This window comes from Lactiplantibacillus dongliensis (genome assembly GCF_005405105.1).
GTDB lineage: Bacteria > Bacillota > Bacilli > Lactobacillales > Lactobacillaceae > Lactiplantibacillus > Lactiplantibacillus dongliensis.
In genome coordinates this window covers 52372-73384 of record NZ_BJDK01000008.1, presented here as the reverse complement: position 1 = coordinate 73384, position 21013 = coordinate 52372, and the positions used below count along the sequence as shown (strand labels likewise).

Below are 21013 nucleotides of genomic sequence, written 5' to 3'. Positions count from 1 at the left end.
GGCAGCAAATTATAAGCTGATTTGCTGTCCTTTTTAGGTGGTCCGTTTACGGCCTAGCACCACTGATAGTTGGAAGTATGATACAATGAAAAAGAATCTAACTAAAATGAAATTATAAGCTAATTTATAACTGTTTGAAGGGAACTAAAATCATGGCAGAAACGAAACCAACCTATTATATTACCACGCCGATTTACTACCCCTCGGGGAAATTACACATCGGTAACTCGTACACCACTATTGCGTGCGATACCTTAGCCCGCTACAAACGTGCCAAGGGTTATGACGTCTTTTTCTTAACCGGGACGGATGAACATGGTCTGAAGATCGAAGAAAAAGCTGAAAAGCTTAATACTGATCCGAAGTCCTATGTTGACGGCATGGTCAAACAAATCAAAGACCTCTGGCAATTACTGGAAATCTCCAATGATAAATTCATTCGGACGACTGATGATTACCATGAAAAAGCCGTTCAAGAAATTTTTGAACGCTTATTAAAGAGTGGCGATATTTATTTGGGCCACTACGAAGGCTGGTACTCAGTCGATGATGAAGAATACTTCACCGAAACCCAATTAGCTGAAGTTTACCGCGATGATGACGGTAAAGTTATCGGTGGGAAAGCCCCTAGCGGTCACGAAGTTGAACTCGTTAAGGAAGAATCTTACTTTTTCAAGATGAGCAAGTATGCAGACTGGTTGTTGGATTATTATCAGACGCATCCAGACTTCATTCAACCAGCTAACCGGATGAATGAAATGATCAATAACTTCATCAAGCCAGGTCTGGAAGACTTAGCGGTCTCACGGACTAGCTTTACTTGGGGTGTGCCGGTCAAGAGTAATCCTAAGCATGTGGTCTACGTGTGGTTAGATGCGTTGATCAACTATATCACCGCTCTAGGTTATGGTGGCGATGATGAAAGTTTGTTCAACAAGTATTGGCCAGCAGATGTTCAAATGGTCGGTAAAGAAATCGTGCGTTTCCACACGATTTATTGGCCAATTATTTTGCATGCGCTGGGGTTACCATTGCCTAAGACCGTCTTCGGCCATGGCTGGTTAACGATGCGTAACGGCAAGATGTCGAAGTCTAAAGGTAATGTCATCTACCCAGAAACCTTAGTCGAACGTTATGGCTTAGATGCCTTACGTTACTATTTAGTGCGTGCGATTCCTTATGGTAACGATGGGGTCTTCACGCCAGAAGACTTTGTGGCACGGGTCAACTATGACTTGGCTAATGACCTTGGAAACTTGTTAAATCGGACGGTTGCGATGATTAACAAGTATGAAGATGGTCAAGTGCCAACCTTTAAAGCGGGGGTCACTGAATTTGACGCCGACTTGGAAGCCGTTGCGGCGGAAACTATCACTAATTACGATAGTTGCATGGATGCCTTGCACTTGTCAGATGCCTTAGCGGAAGTTTGGAAGCTGGTTAGCCGGACAAACAAGTACATCGATGAGACGGCGCCTTGGCAATTGGCTAAGAGTGACGTGGCTGAAGATGCGGACAAGTTAGCCAGTGTCATGGCCCACTTGGCAGCCAGCTTGCGGGTCATCGCTAGCTTGGTTAGCCCAGTTATGACGCATGCGCCAAAGGAAATCTTTACGCAATTAGGGTTACCAGTGGATGAAATCAGCTTAATTGATTTGAACTTCAGTGATTTGCCAACGGGTGCGACCGTTGTTGCTAAAGGTACCCCAATCTTCCCACGGGTTGATATGGATGCTGAAGTGGACTTCTTGAAGGGTCAAATGACGAAGTCCGACAAGAAGAAGGGCCGTGCTGCGATGGAAGCTGCAAAGCATGCTGCTGAAGTCGAAGGCGACTGGCACCCAACTGAAACGAAACTGAACTTAACGAAACCAGAGACCGATATTAAAGTTTTTGATCAAGTGGAGTTAAAGGTTGCCGAAATTATTGCGGTTCAGAAACTAAAGGGTGCTGACAAACTGTTACAATTCCGCTTAGATGCCGGTGATTCCGATCATCGTCAGATTCTTTCTGGAATTGCCAAGTGGTATCCAGAACCAGACGTGTTAATCGGTAAGAAAGTGATTATCGTTGGTAACTTAAAGCCTCGCAAGATGCGTGGTGAAGTCAGCCAAGGCATGTTACTTTCAGCCGAACATGATGGTCAAGTTCAATTGATCACCGTGCCTGACAACTTAGTTAACGGGTCATTGATTTCATAAAACTGAAACGATTTTTCTGAAAGCTTGGGCCGTCAAACGCTCAAGCTTTTTTATTACAACGTGAAACGTGTTAAAATCAATAAGAATGTTTTGATCTAGCGTTGATTGCCGCTTCGGTTGGTCCGGATTGATGCTGGACCGTGGTGGCCGCGTTTGTGAGCCGAAGAGCGGTCTCACAAGCCGGGCTTTGACTAAGGACGAGAAAAGCACTCGACCAAGTCAAACGACACCACTGAGCATCATCCGGCCCGCCCTACGCTAAGTAGCGTTCTATAAGTCGGTTGTTTTTGATGGCTGGTTGGATGGTAACAAACTTGGTTGATATTAAATAGACGGCGTGACCGGGATAAATGCCCTGCAGACCGTTCCTTGGCTGCAGATTTGCCCCACTACGCTTATCTTAGTCAGCGAGGCAAAAGACTACGCTTGGTGTTAATTGGATAGATTACCACTCTGGTTGGTCCAAAATCGGCTGGAGCGAGGTGGCCGTGTTTGCGAGCCAAAGTTTAGGTGGCCTCGCAAACCGGGCTTTATCTAAGTCGAAAGTCACGACTAAGACAAACGATACTTTTGCGCCAATTCTGGCCCGTCCATCGTTAATTATCGGACGGTTGTATCTGACTGAAATGTTATTTTTAGCGTAGCCGTGAGGTTGTTTTCTAAAATGCTCAGCCGTATCGTTGGCCTTAGTGCGAGTGATTTTCTCGGACTTAGGCCAAGGTCAGTTTTGAAGACCGAACTTTGGCTTCAAAATGGCCCATGGCGTTCCAGCATTTTAGAAAACAACCGGTAGGCGGCAATTTTAACTAGCACCAAGCGTAAAAGACGATAAAAATTAAAAGTGAGGGTGTTAAGATGCGGATTTTTGATTCTCATACCCATTTAAATAGTGAAGAGTTTATTAATGACGTGCCGAAATACTTGGCACAGGCAAAAGCACTATCAGTTGAACGCATGGCCATTGTGGGGTCGAATACGCAACTGAACGCTGATGCGATTAAGTTAGCACAACAATATCCAGAATTGGTTGCGATTGTTGGCTGGCATCCGGAAGATTCAAAGAATTACACTAAAGCGACAGAGCAGGTTTTGATTGCGCAATTGCAATTGCCTGAAGTAGTGGCTTTAGGCGAAATTGGGTTGGATTATCATTGGGATACGTCGCCACGTGAAGTGCAGCGTAAGATTTTTGCGCGCCAAGTTGCGATTGCTAAGGAGATGCAGGTCCCAATCTCCGTGCATAATCGTGATGCTTTTGAAGATACGTACAAGATTTTGAAGGCTGCTGATATTCGTGATATTGGTGGGGTCATGCATAGTTTCAATGGTGACCCAGAATGGTTAAAACGGTTCTTGGATTTGGGGATGCATATCTCGTACAGTGGGGTGGCCTCATTTAAGCACGCTGATGACGTTCACGAATCGGTTAAGCAAACGCCCGCGGAAAGCTTATTAGTAGAAACGGATGCGCCTTATCTAACGCCGGAACCGTATCGCGGCAAGCAAAATGAACCGGCCTTTACACGTTACGTGGTCGAGGCTGTGGCCAAGTTGCGGGAGACAACGCCAGCAGCGATTGCGGCGCAAACTTATCAGAATGCTGAGGAATTATTTAAGATTGAAGAAGATTAAAGAAGTAATTGTCGTCGAAGGTAAGGACGACACCAAACGATTAGCAATGGCTGTCAATGCGGATACTTTAGAAACTAATGGCTCGGCGATTGATGCCAAAACATTGGCCCAAATTAAGCGGCTGCAAGCCAGTCGCGGGGTGATCGTGTTCACTGATCCGGATTATTCTGGAGAGCGAATTCGTAAGACTATCTCCAAAGCAGTACCGGGTGTACAGCACGCCTTTTTGCCCCGAGCGGCTGGGGTACCTACGAAAGCTGGCGGTAGTCTGGGTGTTGAACATGCGAGTCCGGCCGCCATTCAAGCGGCCTTAGCCAATCTGTATACCGAAAATCCTGATGATGCACCGTTATTGATTTCGCGGGCGGACTTGATTAAGGCTGGCTTATTGGCTGGCCCCGCGGCACGTAAACGACGTGAACAATTGGGCGAACTGTTAAAGATTGGCTATGTTAATGGCAAACAGTTACCTAAACGCCTACAACTATTTCAAATTCAACCGGCTGACTTTTGGCAAGCCGTTGAACAACTAACTGACGAACAGTAGAGGAGTCATTAATGAGTAAAGAAATCGATATTGCAAACCCCGCCCGCACTCAGGCCATCATGAATGCCTATGGATTACGGGTTAAAAAGAGCCTAGGTCAGAACTTTCTGACTGATCAAAATGTCTTGCATAATATTGTTGCCACGGCGGACATTGGTCCAGAAGATAATGTGATTGAAATTGGTCCTGGGATTGGGGCCTTGACGGAATATTTAGCCCGCGCGGCCCATCAAGTTTTAGCCTTTGAAATTGATGATCGGTTATTGCCAATCTTGGATGAAACCTTAGCCGATTATGATAATGTTGAAATCATCAATCAAGATATCTTAAAAGTTGAGTTACCGGCCATGATTGCTGAACATTTGGATGCGGATCGGCCATTAAAATTAGTGGCTAACTTGCCTTATTACATTACAACGCCCATTTTGATGAGTGTCTTAGCAGGTCGTGTGACCTTTGATAATATTGTAGTCATGATGCAAAAGGAAGTCGCGGATCGATTAGCAGCGGAACCAGGGACCAAAGCGTATGGCGCCTTGACGATTGCGGTACAGTATCGAATGGCGGCCGAACTTGCCATGATTGTGCCACGAACGGTCTTTGTGCCATCACCTAATGTGGATTCGGCGATTGTTAAGTTAACGGCCTTACCGGAACGGACCCATGTGCCGTTCGATGAAGCAGAATTTTTCAAGGTTGTTAAGGCCGGGTTTGCTCATCGGCGGAAGAACTTATGGAATAATATGCAAAGTTTATTTGCCAAGCAGCCAGAGGTGAAAACCGCCATTCAGACGGCGTTAGATGCGGCTGGTATTGATCCCAAAATCCGGGCCGAACGCTTGACGGTTGATGAATTTATCACCCTGACGGATGCCTTACACGCGGCTGATTTACTTTAGCATTTTATTATGACAAAACAGTTGCACATCAGAAAACCTTGTGATATAATATTGACTTTTTCATGAAAAGCTAGTATAGTTATTTCACATACGAGGAGGTTTCTGAATGCCAATTTCACTAGCTGCTATTAAAGATAAGCTCGACTCTCGGATCGGCCAACGGATGAAAGTCGTGGCCCAAGCCGGGCGGAAGAAGACCACTGAACGTCATGGTATCTTAAAAGAAACGTACCGTTCTGTGTTTGTCGTTGATTTAGACCAACAAGAAAACTCATTTGAACGGGTCTCCTATAGTTACACGGATGTGTTAACGAAGAACGTTCAAATCGCCTTCGAAGATGAAACAACTGAAGAAGCCTAATTCGCATTGTGCGAATCACCAATATTAAGACCCCCAAGCAAGGTCTTTTTATTTTGCCCTTAAATTAGTATAATTATAAGAAATAAGACTTATGGTTGGTTGTCACTTAGGTTGGACCAGTAATGGCCGGAACGGGGTGGCCCACTTGGTGTTGATTAAGTGAGCAATGATCAGTTAACGACTAAGTTTGGTCTGTCGATAAAAAAGTAACTCGTCAGACGTCAAGCGGTCGTTAAGGGTGTGTTCATTGCATGATTATTATTCAGACCAAGTCATTTCGGCAAGTCAACTAATTAACCGATGAAGAGGGTGAGACGCGTGCAGATTGTGGAAAAAGCGCCAGCTAAAATCAATTTAGGCCTAGATACATTGTTTGAGCATCACAATGGCGACAAAGAATGGAACATGGTGATGACCTCGGTGGACTTGGCTGATTATGTTCAGATTGAGACGATTAAAGCCAACCGGATCGAGGTGGCGACCGATAGCGGCTTTTTACCCAATGATCGGCGCAACTTAGCTTTTCAAGCGGTTAGCTTGTTGAAGCGGCGTTACCAGATTCACAGTGGCGTGAAGATTAAGATCCAAAAGACGATCCCCGTTGCCGCTGGATTGGGTGGCGGGTCTTCAGATGCTGCCGCCGTCTTGCGGGGGTTAAATCGGTTGTGGGAATTGAATTTGGATTTGGCGACTTTAGCTAAGTTAGGATTACAGATTGATTCCGATGTGCCGTATTGTGTGTATAGCCAAACGGCGCATGTGACGGGCAAGGGCGAGATTGTTACCCCGCTCCCCAAGTTGCCGCCCATGTGGATTGTACTGGCGAAACCCAAGATTAGCGTGTCGACCCCCAATATTTTACGACAAGTTGATTATGATCAATTGGAGACCCATCCGAATATTGAGGGATTGCTGGCTGGAATTCAGACTGGTGAACTGGCGCGTGTCTTTGAGAATATGGGTAACGTGCTCGAGCCGATTACGGCGAAGCGTTATCCAGAAATTATGCAAATTAAACAGCAATTATTAACATTTGGCGCCGATGCTGCGCAGATGAGCGGTACGGGACCAACTGTCTTTGGCGTGTGTCGTAAGCAATCGCGCGCTCAGCGGGTCTACAATTCGCTGAAAGGATTTTGTAAAGAAGTTTATTTAGTCCGCCCTGTTAATTTGGCGGATCGTTAATCATGGGCATCACCGACTAGGTTTAGTTGGTGGTGCTTTTTATATTGATTAAATGGTTGGTGCTAGTTGAACTTGCTGCCTGCCGGTTGGGTCCTAAAATACTGGAACGCCATGGGCCATTTTGAAGCCCGGTTTTCAAAACTGACCTTGGTCTAAGTCCGAGAACGACACTCGCACTAAGGCTAACGACACGGCTGAATATTTTAGAACCCAACCTCTCGGCTAAATTTGTGGGTTAAATGATGGCCATCCGGTGATTAACAATTAACCCGGGCAGACCAGAATTGGCTCAGTGGTGTCGTTTATCTTAGTCGTGGTTTTCGACTTAGATAAAGCCCGGCTTTTGAGACCGTCTTGTGGCTCAAAAACGCGGCCACCACGTTCCAGCCGATTCTGGTCCAACCAGAGTGGCTATTTAATCCAACTAGCATCAAGCGCATTGAGTAAAAGGCTATTACCAAGTTAAAAATCCTGAAAGATAGTCGTGAATCATGCACAAATTGGGTCAATTATGGTTAAATTAAAGGTAAGAAATGAGGTGGGTGACGATGAAAGCAACAACTAAATTGAGTTTGAAATTGGCCGGAGTTGTAGGAGCGGCCACCTACACGGGTTCGTTGCTTGGCGGAGCGGTCGCCTATAATGTGGCGATGCATGTCAGTGATGATCAAAAGCAACAAGGACAAGCACGGTCCCGCTCAGAAAATACGGAGATTGAAAATTTCTGGTATGACAAACAGCCTAAGCAACAATGGTTGGTCCAGTCATTTGACGGTTTGAACTTAGTCGCCACCTACTTACCGAATCCTAAGGCAAATGGCCGCTTAGCCATTCTAGCACATGGCTTAGGTCATTCGCGCGAACAAATGGTGCCCTATGCTCGGATTTTTATGAGCTTAGGATATGAGGTCTTATTACCGGATGCCCGGGCATTTGGCGATAGTGAGGGTCATACGATTGGCTACGGCTGGTTAGATCGGCTGGATTATCAGCGTTGGATTGCGATGGCATTAGAACAGCTGGGATCAGATACTGAAATCGCCTTAATGGGCATTTCAATGGGCGCCGCGACGGTCATGGCGACTAGCGGGGAACCGATGCCGGATAATGTGAAGGCGATTGTGGAAGATAGTGGTTACGCTGATCTTTATGACGAGGCTAAGTTTCGGATTAGTCATAAATTTCACTTACCGGCAAGTCTAATTATGCCAATGGCGAACCATTTAGCGCGAAGTAGTGCGGGCTATGCGTTCAGTGACGGCGAAATCTTACAGCAAGTTCAAAAGGGCGGCCTACCAATCTTAATGATTCATGGTAGTCATGATCAGACGGTGCCGGTGCGTAATGCCCATCATTTATACAATCAATTAACACAAACGAAGAGCTTATATATTGATCCGGAAGCCGGTCATGTTGAGGCGGTGCGGACTCATCCTGACCGCTACCAAGCGGTATTGAGTGAATTTCTGACCGAGCAAGTCGGTTTGACTGATTAAATGAAAGTCGGTGGCGATTTTGACTGATGAGATTAACTTATTAGTAACGTTGAATGCGGGGTACTTGGCGCCGCTTAAAGTGATGCTGTACTCGGTGCATGCCAATAATCCGGGCGAACGAGTTCATCTGTGGCTGTTGCATGCGAGTTTGACGCCAGCAGAAGTGGCTGCGGTGGCGCAACTGACAGCGAGTTTTGGCTGGCAGTTCAGTGATGAACCAGTTGATGCAGACTTCACGGCGGGCGTACCATTGATTAAGCGGTATCCTAAAGAAATGTATTTCCGCTTATTAAGTGGTGAAATTCTCCCGCATGAAGTGAAACGCGTGATTTATTTAGATCCGGATTTATTGGTGATCAATCCGTTACGACCATTGTGGGAGCTGGATTTAGCTGGTCATATGCTGGCCGCTGCGGCGCATCGTGGGGTGACTAAGCTAGTCGATAGTGTGAATCAGCTACGGTTAGGCACGACGACTAGTTACTTTAACTCGGGTGTCTTGGTGATTGATTTGGATCAAGCCCGGGCTAAGATTAGGCTCAGTGACATTACGGACGCGATTGAAACGCATGAAAGTGATTTGATTTTGCCAGATCAAGATATTTTGAACTTCTTGTATGGCACCGATATTTTAGAAATTCCTGAAGAAATCTGGAACTATGATACCCGCAAATATTTAATCTATCAGACACGTAATTTAACGCAGCATGATATCCATTGGGTGATGGCGAATACCGTGATTCTACATTATTGTGGAACGCCGAAGCCTTGGGATGCTAGCAGTGATGGCAAGTTTACGGGCTTGTTTTTGAATTATCAGCAACAGTTACAACGTCTATTAGCGAGTTTGGAACCGGTTGTTGAGTAGTTATTAAAATAGCAGTGCGACGAGTTAAGTGGCCATTTGTGGTTGGTTTAACTCGTCGCACTGCTATTTTAGTTTCTTGAATGAATAACTAGATAGAGCCACCAGCTGAAGAAGATGGCTGTTGAAATGACAGCCAACAGGAAATAATGACGTGGCGCTGTGTAGGTGCTTTTGCCAATCAGCGTGATCATCAGGCCGATACTACTAATAAGGGTTAGGTCCAGAATGATAGATTGACAGCGAATTGCTTTAAGTTGTTTTAAAAATTTCAAGTGCAGGCCTCGTTTTTACTAGTTGTTTAGCGGTGAGATTGATTGCTAATTGATGATAGGTTGACTATACGGTGGCTAGGGCAAGAATGCAATGTGAGAGGCCTTAGATTTTTAGGGTAACTCTCAGTAAATGATAGGTTTTGAAATTAAAAAAGTTATGAAAAGCAACGTTTTAATTTTTCAATTATCAAACTAAACCCTGCTAAGCTCACATTAATTCATGAAAATGACGCGATAGCTTATATAACTATAATTATGGTTAACCAGTGACAAGTTAGATCCAACCAAAAACGATCAGTTCATCACGAACTGGTCGTTTTTATGGTCACCTATTGACAAATAAGCCGAATCAGGTAAACTAAAATAGTAATCATTACTATTTACCTTAATAAGAGAGATGGGGGCAAAAATATGACGGCACCCTTAATTGCTGTTCAGCATTTGGGGATTGCGTTTCCCAATAACCAAGTTTTTAAAGATTTGAGTTTTGATATTCAGCGTGGTGACTTTGTCACGGTCATTGGTGAGAATGGGGTCGGCAAGACGACCTTGATTCGTGCCTTGCTGGGAATGCTTAAACCCACTAGTGGGCAAATCAAGTATTTCCCGAATAAGAAAGCCATTAAAGTCGGCTACGTACCACAATTTCGGAATTTAGACCAAGAATATCCGTTAACTATTGAAGATTTTGTCAGCTTAAACATGCGTGGTTGGCGACCGTGGCTTTCGAAAGCTGAACACCGCCAAGTCGATACGGCACTACGCGTAACCAATGTTAAGAAAATCAAACAGCGACCGTTGGGAATGGCATCCGGCGGGGAAAAGCAACGGGCTTATCTGGCTCAGGCAATTGTCCAAGCGCCCCAATTGTTGATCTTGGATGAATCCACGGCCAGCTTAGATAATGAAATGAAGTATGAGTTATTAGACCTTGTTCAGAATCTCAATCAGACTAGTCACATCACCGTGTTATTTATTACCCATGATTTGCCGTTAGCCAAGCAGTACGCCAAGCATTACTTGGCGTTACGGCCAGGCCAGCAGGAATTTGGGGCGATGGCGGGAATGTCAGTTGAGCAATTGAAGGAGGTCTCCGATGTTTAGTTTAGCGTTTATGCGCAATGCGTATTTAGCCGGGACTTTTATTGCCGTTATTTGTGGCACGATTGGCGTCTTCGTCATTGCCCGGAACTTATCTTTCTTGACTCATACCTTGTCAGAGATTGGCTTTGCGGGGGCGGCTTTCGGGATCTTTATGGGCTGGACGGCCTTATCCGGGATGTTGATCTTTACGGTGATCAGTTCAGTGATTGTCGGGCAGATGAGTGTCAAGCAGTCTCGCCGTGAAGCTTCAATCTCCGCAATTTCAGCATTATTTATTGGGTTAGGAATTTTATTCTTGTCCTTATCAAATCAAACGTCGAGTTATGCGACCAGTATTTTATTTGGGAGTGTGATTGGGATTGCGGCTGGTGATGTGTTACGGGTGGCCATCTTATCAGGAATCGTCTTACTCGTGATGTTAGGGTTGTATCGGCCGTTAAAGTTTGATTCATTCGATGCGATTGGTGCGCGGGTGAGTGGCTTATGGACGACGGCAATTTCAGTGGTTTTCTTGGTGCTAGTCGCAATGAGTGTCAGTGTGGCTGCGCAAATCGTCGGGTCATTGTTAATTTTCATTCTATTAACGTTGCCAGCCGCGGCGGCGCGTTACTTTGTCCATACCGTCAGCAAAATGATTGGCTTGTCCATTTTATTTGCGATTGTGGGGGTCTGGCTGGGCCTGTATTTGGGCTATGTGACTAATTTACCAGTCAGTTTCTTTATTGCGGCAATTGAATGTGTCTTTTACTTTACAGCCTTAGGGTATCAACGGTTACACGTGGGTAGTTAAGGCGTCGAGCTAGTCAATTGACTGGCTCTTTTTTTATGATTGTTCATAAATTCCGGGTGAATATTCCATGAAAGTCTTTTTTAAAGCAAAATTATTAAGAAATTCCGATTGTTTTGGAAAAAAATAATGAAAGCCTAGCTAATTCCCGAACGTTTGTGTTATCATTTTGCATAGACTTTAAAAAAGATGATTTAGGTTGAGGTGGAAACATGAAAGTACGTAGAAGCGAACGTTTAATTGATATGACGCGCTATTTATTAGAACGGCCCCATACATTAGTTTCATTGACGTTCTTTGCGGAACGCTACGAATCCGCGAAATCTTCCATTAGTGAAGATTTGACGATTCTCAAGCGGACCTTCCAGATGCGTGGAACGGGGATCTTAGAAACTATTCCGGGCGCAGCTGGCGGGGCACGATTTATTCCGTATATTTTAAAAGAAGAAGCACAAGCCTTCATTGACAAGATGACTGATTTAGTAGCCGACAAAAGCCGGGTATTGCCAGGTGGCTACGTTTATTTATCAGATATTTTGGGCCAACCAGAAATCCTACGCCAAGTCGGTCGGGTGATTGCGACACAATACTTGAACCAAAAGATCGATGCCGTTATGACGGTGGCGACTAAAGGGATTCCGATTGCGCAAAGCGTGGCAACCTACTTAAATGTGCCATTTGTGATCGTACGTAACGATTCTAAGATTACGGAAGGTTCCACTGTCAGTGTGAACTATGTATCCGGGTCTTCTGAACGGATTAAGAAGATGGAATTATCCAAACGTAGCTTACAAGAAGGCGCCAATGTCTTGATTGTCGATGACTTCATGAAGGGCGGCGGGACGATTAATGGGATGAAGACGTTAATTGAAGAATTCGATGCGAACTTAATCGGCATCACCGTTTTCGCAGAAGCGGCCTTTAAGGGTAATCGATTGATCGATGATTACACGTCATTATTGCGGGTCACCAACGTTAATGATAACGAAAAAGCCATTAAAGTGATTCCCGGTAACTACTTAGAAAAGGTCTTCGGGGCGGAAGACCAAAAGTAAGTTGTGGGTTTAAGATTGTCTTTGGACACATGTCAAGCCAATGCTGCTAAAGACCGGCGACAATTAGACCAATCTTTGGTATCATTGAGTTATCTGAAGACTAAGGAGCTTTATTTGTTATGACAACCAAAAATGCAATTATCCTCGCCGCTGGTAAAGGGACGCGGATGAAATCCAAGTTAGTCAAAGTGTTGCATCAAGTATGCGGCAAATCGATGGTCGACCATGTGTTGACCCAAGTTGAAGCCGTTTCGATGGATAACATCGTGACGATTGTGGGCCACGGTGCCGAAGACGTTGAACAAGCGTTGGGCGACCGGACCAAATATGCGGAACAAACTGAACAATTAGGGACCGGCCATGCCGTTTTGCAAGCTGAACCCTTATTGAAGGATAAGGACGGGATGACCTTAATCATTAGTGGTGATACCCCCTTGTTCCGTGCGGAAACGCTAGAAGAATTATTCGAATATCATCAAGCTAAAAAGGCGGCTGGTACGATTTTGACGTCTAATGCGCCAGACCCACAAGGCTACGGCCGAATTGTGCGGAATCGTTTAGGAATCGTTGAAAAGATTGTTGAACAAAAGGACGCGACTAAAGAAGAACAAGAAATCCACGAAATTAATACTGGGGTTTATTGTTTTGATAACCAAGCGTTGTTTGCGGCGTTACATCAAGTCACTAACGATAATGCTCAGGGTGAATATTACTTGACCGACGTGATTGAAATCATGAAGGAACAAGGTGACATCGTGGCGGCTTATCAAATGTCAGACTTCGATGAATCCATGGGGGTTAACACGCGGGCAGCTTTAGCACAGGCGACTAAAGTGATGCAAAAGCGGATTAATGAACACCATATGGAAAACGGTGTGTCCATCATCAACCCTGATGATACGTATATCGATGCCGGCATTAAGATTGGTGCCGATACGATTATCGAACCTGGGGTTTTGATTAAAGGCAATACGACGATTGGTGAAGATTGCTTTATCGGGGCTCATTCTGAAATCCATAATATGACGATTGAAGATCGTGTCACGGTGACGTCATCATTCTTGGAAGATTCAATTATGCACGCTGATAGCAATATCGGCCCATACAGTCATCTACGGCCAGAAGCTGAGATTGGCGAACATGTCCACTTGGGCAACTTCGTCGAAATCAAGAAGGCGAAGATTGGCGATCGGACGAAGGTTGGTCATTTAACTTACGTGGGAAATGCCACGTTAGGTAAGGACATCAACGTTGGTTGTGGGGTGGTCTTTGTCAACTACGATGGTGTCAATAAGCATCATACGAATGTTGGTGACTCTGCTTTTGTTGGAAGTAATTCTAACATTGTCGCCCCAGTTGATGTGGCGGATCATTCCTTTATCGCAGCTGGGTCGACCATCACCGATGATGTGAAGGTCCACGATATGGCCATTGCTCGGGCTCGGCAGACAAATAAGCCGGACTACTGGAAGAAATTACCACATGAACCTGAAAATATGTAATTAGTTATTGAGCACCACTGAATTCACGTTGCTTGTGAACTTAGTGGTGCTTTTTTTGTCGCCGCCACCTACCAAGAGCGAACTTGCGCCTAGTGTTAGTTGGCTTAGTGTTAATTATTAGCCATTTACAACCTAACGTTAAGTCATCGCAATCAGCAGTTTGGAAACCAATCGGAGTGGAAACTTTGTAGCTTACTAGATTAAGAAAAATGTTCGGCTTTTAAAATTGACTGGCCATTAATAAGTTGGTTGTTAGGCTTTAAACCGATCTAACTTGGTGGTACCGTTACCATTAAGGCCTGGACTAAGCCCGGGCTAATAGGCATTAGTTATCAAATTGGCCTCACGAAACTTTAATATTAAAAAGTCAAACCCGCTGAAAACCCGAAGTATTCGCCTCCAGCCCAGTCTGACGCAATTTATAACCGCTAAGGGGGCTTGATTTTCAACGCCAAAATGCATATTATTTAGTAAGAATAAATTTTCGAATGGAGGAAATTATGTCAGAACAGTATTTTGATCCAAAGTTAAAGATTTTTGCTTTGAATTCAAATAAACCATTGGCAGAAAAAATTGCTGAAGCCGTTGGTGTTAAATTGGGTAAGACATCAGTTGATCGCTTTAGTGACGGCGAAATTCGCATTAACATTGAGGAAAGTATTCGTGGTGACCAAGTGTACATCATCCAATCAACTTCCGCTCCCGTTAATGACAACCTGATGGAATTATTGATTATGATTGATGCGTTACGGCGGGCCAGTGCCAAGACAATCAACGTGGTCATCCCTTATTATGGGTACGCCCGTCAAGATCGGAAAGCCCGTTCACGGGAACCAATTACTGCTAAGTTAGTTGCCAACATGTTGGAAACTGCCGGGGCAACTCGGATTTTAGCATTAGACTTACATGCTGCCCAAATCCAAGGTTTCTTTGATATTCCTTTGGATCACTTAATGGGTGCGCCACTGTTAGCTGACTACTTCCTTACTCATCATTTAGATGAAAATGCCGTTGTGGTCTCACCTGATCATGGTGGGGTTACACGGGCTCGTAAATTGGCTGAATTCTTGAAAGCCCCAATTGCCATTATTGACAAGCGTCGTCCACGTGCTAATGTGGCCGAAGTCATGAATATTATCGGTGATGTGAAGGGCAAACGTGCCATTATGATTGATGATATGATTGATACCGCTGGGACGATTACATTGGGTGCCCAAGCCTTGATGGATGCTGGTGCCACGGATGTCTATGCTAGCTGTACTCATCCCGTACTTTCAGGTCCAGCTATCGAACGGATTGAAAAGTCACCAATTAAGAAGTTAATTGTGACCGATTCAATCGCTTTGCCAGCTGAAAAGCAAATCGACAAGATCGAACAAGTTTCAGTTGGTCAATTAATGGGTCAAGCCATTAAGTTTATCCATGAAAATAAACCCGTTAGTCCATTATTCAAGAACCGTTTCCACAACGAAGAAAACTAAGACTAATGATTTAAGACACGTTCGGCGAAAGCTGAGCGTGTCTTTTTTTTGCCGCATTAGTTTGACGCTATAAATTCATGACGGCGCAAGATTGGTCTTTAAAACGCGGCCAACATGTTCCGGCCGATGCTGGGATAACCAGAGTGGCAAATTAAGTCCACAAGCACTGAGCACAAATTTATGGCTAGCAATTAAACTTGCGATTGGTATCGACCAGTGAAATTAGCTATAATTAAGGCTGATGAAACAAAAAGAAGGTGGTTAACTTGGATTGGTTTTATTGGGGTAGTCTGGCGTTAGTGAGTGCGGTGACGTTGCAACTGACGGATCGGCGTCGTTGGTTGACTGGACACTTGACTTTGATTGCACTGGTGGGTTTAGCACTTGCCGGCTACCGTTCTGTTAGCGACCAGGCTAGCCCGTTTTGGCAATTCTTGATTGTCGGTTTGAAGCTGGCAGGCTACATTATTTTGCCAATTGTCATTTTAGTTGTTGCGATTAGTTTTGTGCGTTATAGTTATCGTCTGCTGCACAAAGAAGGGTGGCATTTACACTATACGTTATTGGCGATTGTGGGCCTTTTATTAGTGTTGATGCTTGTGTCAGCAGTTATCAACGGTCTAACCTGGCATTGGCAGTGGCTATGGAAAGCACTGGGATTGGCGTTTATTTTAACCGGCTATTTTACGTTCAGTTTTCTGGCCTACCTAGTGGCTTGTGGCACAACGCGGTTAGGTCGGATTGGGCCAATCGATGATATCATTGTCTTGGGGGCGGGCTTGATGCCGGATGGCCGGCCAACCCGAACATTGAGTTACCGTTTAAAGACGGCGGCGAAGATTTACCGGGCGCAACGTGAAAAGGATCATCATGCGATCCGAATTGTCGTTTCCGGTGGTCAAGGCAGTGATGAAGTTATGCCGGAAAGTACCGCGATGCGTCACTATTTAGTAGCGTTAGGTATTCCGTTAGATGTGATTAAAGAGGAAAATCGGTCAACGTCGACCGCTGAAAATTTACGCTTTTCACACGCGTTAATCGTTCGGCAGCAGCCGTTTTATCGCGCCGTGATGGTGACCAGTGATTATCATGTCTTACGGGCCAATATCTTAGCTCGGCGTTTACGATTGAATGTTTATGGCATGGGTGCGACCACGCCATGGTACTATTTGCCGTTTGCGATGTTTCGTGAGTACTTAGCACTGATTGTGATGTATCGCTGGTCCAATCTCAGCGCCGTAATCATCTTAAGCTTATGGTATGTGGCGTGGTTAGTTAAGATAATTTAAGGAATCTTTAAAAGACTTTGGTTCTCAGTTTGCCATGGTATAATGGAGATTGAGTTAAAAGGAGGGATTCGCCGTGGATCAAGCGCATCGACCACGTTGGGGGCTGATGGTGATCATCTTATTCGGATTGATCACGTTATCAGGCTGTGCGAAGTTGACTAGTAGTCCTAGTGACAACTCAACGTCATCAGCTGCTACCAGTGGCGCAGCTAAGATTTTAACCAAGGCAGATCAACAAATTTCGCACCATCAGATTAAGGCCGCTATCAACACCTTATCAGCGGCCAATACGAAGGATACTGCCGCTAAAAATCTCTTAACGGGATTACGGCATTATCAAAAAGCCGCGACAGCTCTTAACAAAAATCAATTAAGTCAAGCTAAGCCTTATTTCAATACGTTAGCGAATTATCAGCTAGTGACGGATGCTTCGTTTACGCAGGCGAAAGCCGCGCTAACTAAGCAGTATCAACAAGTTAAGCTAGCTAACGGCTACTATAATAGTGCGCGTGACGATATGAGTGTGCATGCATTAGCCGCTGCTAAGACGAATATCGATAAGTTAGATGAGATTGCGCCAACCCACCCGGTCATTAAAGAATTACAGCAAAAGACTACGGCGATGAAGGCTGCTATCATGAACTATGAGGCGTCGCAGTCGACTAGTTCGGGTAGTGATAGCTCGACCGTTGCTGAAAGTGATCTAACGAGTAGCGATTCATCGGCGGATACTAGCAGTACCAGCAGTAGTTCAGCTGATGAGACTAGTGACACTGATGATAGCACGGCAACTAGTCAAGCTGATCACGCCACCAGCGGTAGTGAGCGTAGCATGACCACTAAGCAAGTCTTAAGCAACTTTCGGGCTGCTGCCGGGGTCACTTTTGAACAAGACGATCAGTTTAATGTCACTAAGGAAACGAGCAACTATTATCAGATTGAAGTCATGCATGATAGCAACGATGAAAATGTGACGAATCTGACGGATATTTACCGGTATTATCCAGCGAATGGCAGTGTATTAAAACAAAATATCAATACTGGCGAGTTTGAATAAAGTTAAGCCAGTCTCAAAAAATAAAACCACTCGAGCGTTAAGTTACAGTCGCTTGAGTGGTTTTATTTTGCTCTATTTAATTATAGCGCCCAACTGCGAATCGCAAACGCAACGCCGTCTTCAATGTTTGTTTTCGTTTCAAACTTGGCAAGTGCTTTAGCTTGTGGAATGGCATTACCCATCGCCACACTATTGGTCGCGTATTTCAACATGCTTAAGTCATTCCCTTGATCCCCAATCGCCATCACGTTATCGGCGGTAAAGTTCAACCGTTCGGCCAAATCTTTTAACGCGGCACCTTTGCTGGCGTTTGGATTCATGAATTCTAAGAAATAAGGGGCCGACCTAACAATGGCGTACTTATCATGAAAGGATTGTGGAATCTTTTCGGCCGCTGCGGCTAATAATTCCGGTTGATCAATGAACATGGCTTTGACAACTGGCATATCAAGTCGCATGTCACCGGGGGCGCGGTAACGAATTGGCATGTTAACGAGCGCACTTTCGCCGACAGTATAGGGGCTGATATTGCGGTTAGCCGTGTAGATGTGATCTTCACTTTCCACGTGACAATGAATGCCTAACTTCCGACTTAAAGCCTCTAAGTCGATGTAATCTTCATGGGTCAACGTGTGGCTGGTGATGATGCGGCCACTAATTGTCTGTGCCATGGAACCATTGAACGTAATGGCGTATTCATCGTCGCCATCAATCTGCAACTGTTTTAGAAAGGGGCTAACGCCGCTTAGTGGACGTCCAGTACAAATGACGACTTTAATGCCTTGGTCACGCGCCGCTTGGACGGCGTCGATGGTGGCGGGGTTGAGTTCACTGTGTTCGTTCAATAAAGTGCCATCCATGTCGATGGCAATGAGTTTAACGGTTGACATAAGTTCCTCCTAGATGATTAAGCGATCGTTTTGAATATGGGCTTGAAAAGCTTGGTAGATGGGATCGAATAAGTCGACTTCCGAAGCTTGACTCAGCATTTCCTTTGGGAAGAAGAAGCGGCGATCACCGGATACTTTACCGGTAATGGCGCGGACCAAGTCACTAACGGTTGAGAGCTCAACGAGTGAGCCATCTTCTTGCATTAGTTCGATTTGAGTCCGCGGCTTCTTCATCTTCGGGTCATAAGCGTCGTACGGCAAGTCGTAACTATCATTGGTATCCGTATAGTAATGACTGTCAAAGCCTGCCTTTTCGATCAAGGCTTGCATCTCTGGAATCAGGTCATTTGTCTGATCGTCGATACGCGCCGATTTCAAGGGGCGTCGATCTAAGAACCGGGTGGCTAAGTCGGCTAAGATGGGGTCTTTACTGTCGCGCCAGTGATTGAAGTAAGTGTTCAAGACACCATCATCTAGTCGTAAGTAGTCTTGCAACGTAAAGTTGTTATTGAAGAATGGTAGTAGCATGTGTGGCGTGGCTTCCGCATCGACATCGTGACTTTGATACAAGTCATTGGCGCGTTCTAACAAGTGGTCCAGGATAACTTCCATTGACCGTGAGACGGGGTGGAAGTAGACCTGCATGTACATTTGGAATCGACTGACGATGTAGTCTTCAACGGCGTGCATCCCTTCCATTGCAAAGGTGATTCCACCTTGGTACGGCTTCATGACACGTAAAATCCGAGTCAAATCAAAGTTCCCATAATTAGTCCCTGTAAAGTAAGAGTCACGTAATAAATAATCCATCCGGTCGGCATCGATTTGACTAGAAATCATTTGGACGACTTGGGGATTAGGGTAAGTTTTCTGAATGACCGCGGCCACTTGACTAGGAAATTCTGGTGAAATTTGGCGCAAGACTTGGTTCACTTCAGTGTCAGGCGAAGTTAGAATTTGGACCGTCAAGGCTTCGTGATCAGTGTGAAAGATATGCTCGAATGTGTGCGAATAGGGGCCGTGGCCGATATCGTGCAAGAGCGCGGCACACAAAGCCACTAGGCGTTCGTGGTCATCCCAACCGCCATCGCCAGGGGTCTTAGTGGGATAGTTGCGTTGGAAGTTGTCGCAGATGCGGCGTGTGACTTCGTAAACGCCAAGACAGTGACCGAACCGAGAATGTTCAGCGCCGTGAAAGGTTAGTGAAGTCGTACCGAGTTGTTTAATGCGGCGTAACCGCTGAAATTCGGACGTGTTAATCAGGTCAAGAATGATCTGGTGTTGGATATAGACGTAATCATGGACTGGGTCGCGAAAGACCTTTTCCATGGGAAGCAGTTGATTGCGATATGACAAGTAAAGTTCCTCCGTTCGTTAAGCATTAATGTAGTCGGGCTTGCCGACGTTGCATGTCATGATAGGCATGGGTTAAATGAGCCTGAAACTCAGGCTCTTCGATTAGCTTTTTTAAATGATGGTGATCAAGTTGATAGCTTTGTTGCCAGACCGCGTTGAAGCGGTCGATGGCTTGATCGATGGTGAGCGCTGAGCCTTGCGCTGCCGAAATGGTTGTCATGACTTGCGGGTCAATATCTGGAAAGCGGTCATCTTGTTGACCAGCCAATCCAGCAGTGTAAAAATGGTGAATTAATTGGCTGCGTTGGTCTTGATTGCCATTGATACTGATGTAGAGCATCACGACCAAGGCATTTTCAGTCCGGCGTTGCGACATACCAGCAATTTTTTGGCCATGAATACTTAGGTCGTAATCACCAGGGCAGTAGGAACGCTTGATTTCGCCGGCAACAATCGGTAAGGTTGGCCAAGCCGCTTGAACGTAAGTCGTCATGAGTTGATAAGCGGCTTCAATCGTATAGTCGTTACGGTGGGCGGGTAAGAATAAAGAAACATTTAAAACACCGCGATCAGCGACTACTGCCAGTCCACCAGAGTTACGCAATAAGACATGGTAATCAGCTTGTGCTAAAGTGTGCAGTCCGGCTGAGAGGGCGGGCAGCTGTTGATCGCGCAGGCCTAAAATCACGGTCTGTGGCAGTTGCCAGTAATGCACGATTGGCTGCTGTTGTTCGGCTGTGAGCCAGAGCAGCGCGTTCATGGTGGCAAAACTATCGAGCTTTTCTTCTGGTTGATAATATTGCGTTAAAGTTGCTAACGTGGGTTGAGCCACACGCGTTCACCTCGTTAAGTTGGTTATTAGAATCGTGTTATGTCAGTTGTTGATTGATTCAAAGCCACTTGTGTGGTTAACAGCAAGTGCTGATTCTACGCTTGATGCTAGTTAAAATTGCCGCCTGCTGGTTGGTTGCTAAAACGCTGGAACGCCATGGGCCATTTTGAAGCCAAAAATGAGGTCTTCAAAACTGACC

At 45.3% G+C, this 21013-nt stretch carries 19 protein-coding genes; 15 read left to right on the top strand and 4 right to left on the bottom strand.

Annotation, left to right across the window (positions count from 1 at the left end):
- Positions 1 to 152 precede the first annotated feature (152 nt).
- From metG to FFM80_RS04230, 8 genes are all read left to right on the top strand, one after another.
- On the top strand, positions 153 to 2201 hold the full coding sequence (gene metG / locus FFM80_RS04265) for a methionine--tRNA ligase (protein ID WP_137639663.1): 2049 nt from the start codon (positions 153 to 155) through the stop codon (positions 2199 to 2201).
- 855 nt (positions 2202 to 3056) lie between these two features.
- Positions 3057 to 3833, top strand: coding sequence for a TatD family hydrolase (locus tag FFM80_RS04260; RefSeq protein ID WP_137639662.1), 777 nt, complete (start codon positions 3057 to 3059; stop codon positions 3831 to 3833).
- Positions 3820 to 4380: a ribonuclease M5 gene (rnmV, locus tag FFM80_RS04255; protein ID WP_137639661.1), complete on the top strand. Its 561-nt coding sequence runs from the start codon at positions 3820 to 3822 to the stop codon at positions 4378 to 4380. The genes FFM80_RS04260 and rnmV overlap by 14 nt, the downstream gene beginning before the upstream one ends.
- Before the next feature lie 11 nt (positions 4381 to 4391).
- Entirely contained in the window at positions 4392 to 5279 is an 888-nt protein-coding gene (rsmA, locus tag FFM80_RS04250) for a 16S rRNA (adenine(1518)-N(6)/adenine(1519)-N(6))-dimethyltransferase RsmA (RefSeq protein ID WP_137639660.1), read from the top strand.
- Between the two features lie 106 nt (positions 5280 to 5385).
- On the top strand, positions 5386 to 5640 hold the full coding sequence (locus FFM80_RS04245) for a Veg family protein (protein ID WP_137633749.1): 255 nt from the start codon (positions 5386 to 5388) through the stop codon (positions 5638 to 5640).
- A gap of 318 nt (positions 5641 to 5958) precedes the next feature.
- Positions 5959 to 6825: a 4-(cytidine 5'-diphospho)-2-C-methyl-D-erythritol kinase gene (ispE, locus tag FFM80_RS04240; RefSeq protein ID WP_137639659.1), complete on the top strand. Its 867-nt coding sequence runs from the start codon at positions 5959 to 5961 to the stop codon at positions 6823 to 6825.
- A gap of 548 nt (positions 6826 to 7373) precedes the next feature.
- On the top strand, positions 7374 to 8321 hold the full coding sequence (locus FFM80_RS04235) for an alpha/beta hydrolase (protein ID WP_137639658.1): 948 nt from the start codon (positions 7374 to 7376) through the stop codon (positions 8319 to 8321).
- A gap of 10 nt (positions 8322 to 8331) precedes the next feature.
- Positions 8332 to 9189 (top strand): glycosyltransferase family 8 protein, encoded by an 858-nt coding sequence (locus FFM80_RS04230; RefSeq protein ID WP_379853082.1) that lies wholly within the window; start codon positions 8332 to 8334, stop codon positions 9187 to 9189.
- A gap of 68 nt (positions 9190 to 9257) precedes the next feature.
- On the opposite strand, the gene FFM80_RS14455 is transcribed toward FFM80_RS04230, so the two are convergent.
- Complete coding sequence (locus FFM80_RS14455) at positions 9258 to 9461, bottom strand: hypothetical protein (RefSeq protein ID WP_171001027.1); 204 nt, start codon at positions 9459 to 9461, stop codon at positions 9258 to 9260.
- A 411-nt stretch (positions 9462 to 9872) separates the two neighbouring features.
- Here FFM80_RS14455 and FFM80_RS04225 point away from each other — a divergent pair, with 411 nt between their 5' ends.
- The 7 genes from FFM80_RS04225 to FFM80_RS04195 all read left to right on the top strand — a co-directional run bounded on the left by FFM80_RS04225 (position 9873) and on the right by FFM80_RS04195 (position 17736).
- The gene (locus FFM80_RS04225) at positions 9873 to 10565 is read left to right on the top strand and encodes a metal ABC transporter ATP-binding protein (protein ID WP_137639656.1); all 693 of its coding nucleotides are present in this window, start codon (positions 9873 to 9875) and stop codon (positions 10563 to 10565) included.
- A complete protein-coding gene (locus FFM80_RS04220) occupies positions 10558 to 11355 on the top strand; it encodes a metal ABC transporter permease (RefSeq protein WP_137639655.1) in 798 nt (265 codons plus the stop codon). Before FFM80_RS04225 ends, FFM80_RS04220 begins: the two co-directional genes overlap by 8 nt.
- 209 nt (positions 11356 to 11564) lie before the next feature.
- A complete protein-coding gene (purR, locus tag FFM80_RS04215; protein WP_137639654.1) occupies positions 11565 to 12407 on the top strand; it encodes a pur operon repressor in 843 nt (280 codons plus the stop codon).
- 119 nt (positions 12408 to 12526) lie between these two features.
- On the top strand, positions 12527 to 13909 hold the full coding sequence (gene glmU / locus FFM80_RS04210; protein ID WP_137639653.1) for a bifunctional UDP-N-acetylglucosamine diphosphorylase/glucosamine-1-phosphate N-acetyltransferase GlmU: 1383 nt from the start codon (positions 12527 to 12529) through the stop codon (positions 13907 to 13909).
- Positions 13910 to 14409: 500 nt separating this feature from the next.
- Positions 14410 to 15390 (top strand): ribose-phosphate diphosphokinase, encoded by a 981-nt coding sequence (locus FFM80_RS04205; RefSeq protein WP_137633739.1) that lies wholly within the window; start codon positions 14410 to 14412, stop codon positions 15388 to 15390.
- A 266-nt stretch (positions 15391 to 15656) separates the two neighbouring features.
- Entirely contained in the window at positions 15657 to 16679 is a 1023-nt protein-coding gene (locus FFM80_RS04200; protein WP_137639652.1) for a YdcF family protein, read from the top strand.
- Positions 16680 to 16752: 73 nt separating this feature from the next.
- Positions 16753 to 17736: a hypothetical protein gene (locus FFM80_RS04195; RefSeq protein ID WP_137639651.1), complete on the top strand. Its 984-nt coding sequence runs from the start codon at positions 16753 to 16755 to the stop codon at positions 17734 to 17736.
- Positions 17737 to 17816: 80 nt separating this feature from the next.
- Here FFM80_RS04195 and yidA read toward each other — a convergent pair whose 3' ends face one another.
- Genes yidA through FFM80_RS04180 form a run of 3 tightly spaced genes read right to left on the bottom strand, consistent with a single transcriptional unit; the run spans position 17817 to position 20814 of the window.
- On the bottom strand, positions 17817 to 18626 hold the full coding sequence (yidA, locus tag FFM80_RS04190; RefSeq protein WP_137639650.1) for a sugar-phosphatase: 810 nt from the start codon (positions 18624 to 18626) through the stop codon (positions 17817 to 17819).
- Positions 18627 to 18635: 9 nt separating this feature from the next.
- Positions 18636 to 19982 carry an HD domain-containing protein gene (locus FFM80_RS04185; protein WP_137639649.1) on the bottom strand — a complete coding sequence of 449 codons (1347 nt, stop codon included), beginning with the start codon at positions 19980 to 19982 and terminating at the stop codon, positions 18636 to 18638.
- A 25-nt stretch (positions 19983 to 20007) separates the two neighbouring features.
- Positions 20008 to 20814, bottom strand: a complete 807-nt coding sequence (locus tag FFM80_RS04180; RefSeq protein WP_223877291.1) for a lipoate--protein ligase family protein — start codon at positions 20812 to 20814, stop codon at positions 20008 to 20010.
- Positions 20815 to 21013: the final 199 nt, after the last annotated feature.